This is a genomic window from Mycobacterium sp., from assembly GCF_035506235.1.
Classification (GTDB): Bacteria; Actinomycetota; Actinomycetes; order Mycobacteriales; family Mycobacteriaceae; genus Mycobacterium.
The window spans coordinates 1-2346 of sequence record NZ_DATJPU010000046.1; the positions used below are offsets into that span (position 1 = coordinate 1).

The following is a 2346-nucleotide window of genomic DNA, read 5'->3' on the forward strand; positions in this document are numbered from 1 at the left end:
AGGAGCGCTGATGAACGTTCCTATATCCCCTACCTCCCCTATCTCCGCGGCGTCAACGACACTACTTTCAGCTGGCTTGGCGGCTACGGCGATCAATCCGGCAACGAGTCGGTGGCGTCCTATGTGTTTGAGGCCCAGCACGGTGTCGCGGTGGTGCGGCTGCCAATCAATTGGGAACGCATCCAGCCCACCCTGGGCGGCGAACTCGACCAGGCGGAAGTCGCCCGACTGACGACGGAGATCTTCCGGGCACGCGCCGCGGGTATCGATGTGATCATCGACCTGATGGAAGGCTGCACCTACCACCAGTCCGACGGTTCGGTGGTGGCATGTTCTCGCGGAATCAGCAGCGACCAGTTCGCGAACGTGTGGACGAGACTGGCCGCCAGGTTCAAGGACACCGCGGGCGTGGCGGCCTACGACCTGATGAACGAGCCGAACGACCTCACCGGTGACGGCACTGAGACCCGCGCCGATGCTGTCATCTGGGAGCGGTTCTCCCAGTCCGCCGTCGATGCGGTGCGGCAGACAGGAGACCACCACCAACTGATGATCGAGGGCATCAGTTGGTCCAACGTCGACACGTTCGCTGATCTGCACCCGCGCGCCTGGATCAAGGATCCAAGACATGACGTCGTGTACTCGGCGCACCAGTATTTCGACTGGACCGGCGGATACGCCGTTCCGGGCCAAGTGGTTCCCGAACTTCGTTACTCGTACTGGGCCAAAAAATTTCAAAGCGACGGCACCACACACGGTCAGGCGTTCGACGACTGGAACTTGCACCGGCTCGATAAGTTCGTCGACTGGCTGAGTCGCAATCATGTGCACGGGGCCATCGGCGAGGTGGGTTGGCCCTCGTACGAGGAAATGCTGGCGTCCGGGCTGCCGGCTGCCGAGGCCGCCGACGAGGCTGAACACTGGAACACGCTGGGCGGCAAGTGGTTTGACCGGGCTGACGCCGCCATGCTAACGGTCACCTATTTCTCCGCTAGCGGGATTCAGCGCAATATCTACCCCGGCTCGCCTCCGGGGCTGCCCGAACCCAACGCCGTATTCGTCCATGCCGGTGGAAACGGTGAACTCCGAAACATCCACGGTGACCCCATACTGGGCCCTGCCCACGACTTTCAGCCCGACGATATCAATACGGCCAACTCCCAATACGTCGTGCTTTCCAAACACCCCTCCCTGAGTTTGACCTGCTGGAGCGGCGCGGCCGCAAACTCGACCCTGAACGGGCCAACCGGCGCTGGCTGCTGACTGCCCGAGAACGCCTGTTCGACAAAGCTTTTACCAGAATGTGGAACCGCACGTATGCCGAAGACCCAGCGCGCAGATCCTGTCGGCCTGGATCGCGAAGAACAAGTGCACCCTCAGGGAGCCCTTGTGCGTGAACGACGGACCGGGAGTGCCCGAGGTGTGATGCCAAACCACCGCGATCACGCTCACCGCCCGCAAACCATCCAAGGCGCCAAAGCGGCGGATCGCCACGAACCGGTCGAAGCTCGCTCGCACCCAACCGGATTCCGGCTCCAGGGTCGTATTGCTGCGGCGAGCGCGGCTGAAGTCCCAGACGGCAGTCGCCACACCGGCCAACCCGCGTGTCGAAACGATGCCAACCGGTCACGGCGTCCCCCTGTTGGTAGGAGCCGCCGGCGAGCGAGCGGCCAGCACTTCGGTGAGCACGTTCAGCAGGCGATCCGTGGCCCAGTCGACGGCGAACCGCTGCGCGTAGTGGCGCGCTGCCGCGGCCCCGCGCATTGTCGCGGTGACTGGATCGGCCAGCTCGTCAAACGCGGCGGCAAGCCCGGCGACGTCGTCGATACCGATCGGCGGGCAGCCCGGCGGCTGGTATTCGGGCAGCCCACCGGCCGTGGAAACAATCGGCATGACACCCAACTGCAGCGACAGCAACTGCGCGCCGCTTTGTGAGGCGCGCCGGCAGTGGACGATCGTACCCTTCGCGGACGCCAGTGTCGTGATGACGTCGCAGTAGCGGTACCTGCCGGGGCGCCACCGGGTGTGCTTCGGTAGGGTGCGGGGGATAGCCTCCCCGTCACCGATGAACACCAGATCGTCACCGCGCCAGCCGCCGCCGGCAACATGCCGCTGCCAGGCCTCCAGCACCACGTCGACGTTTTTGTACGGGTTGAGCCGGCCGATCATCACGAAGTCGTGCCGCCCTTCGGGGCCGACAAGCGGAGGAACCAGGGCCGCATCGAGGTCGCTGGTAAGCGGCACCACGTGTATCGGGGTGCCGCGTACATCACGCCGGGTGGCGACGGCGGCTGCGACGTAGTCGCTGTGGGTGATGGTGGCTGTCGAACGCGCCCCCCAGCGGTC

The 2346-nt window shown here is 64.7% G+C and carries 3 protein-coding genes; 1 reads left to right on the plus strand and 2 read right to left on the minus strand.

What is annotated here, in order from left to right:
• Nucleotides 1–1263 (plus strand): glycoside hydrolase family 5 protein (locus tag VMD50_RS04615; RefSeq protein WP_325425312.1); only part of this gene is annotated, 1263 nt, incomplete at its 5' end.
• A 30-nt stretch (nucleotides 1264–1293) separates the two neighbouring features.
• Here the strand turns inward: VMD50_RS04615 and VMD50_RS04620 are convergent.
• Nucleotides 1294–1590 (minus strand): hypothetical protein, encoded by a 297-nt coding sequence (locus VMD50_RS04620; RefSeq protein ID WP_325425313.1) that lies wholly within the window; start codon nucleotides 1588–1590, stop codon nucleotides 1294–1296.
• 36 nt (nucleotides 1591–1626) lie between these two features.
• Nucleotides 1627–2346, minus strand: a 720-nt coding sequence (locus VMD50_RS04625) for a glycosyltransferase (protein WP_325425315.1), incomplete at its 5' end; no start/stop codon positions are given.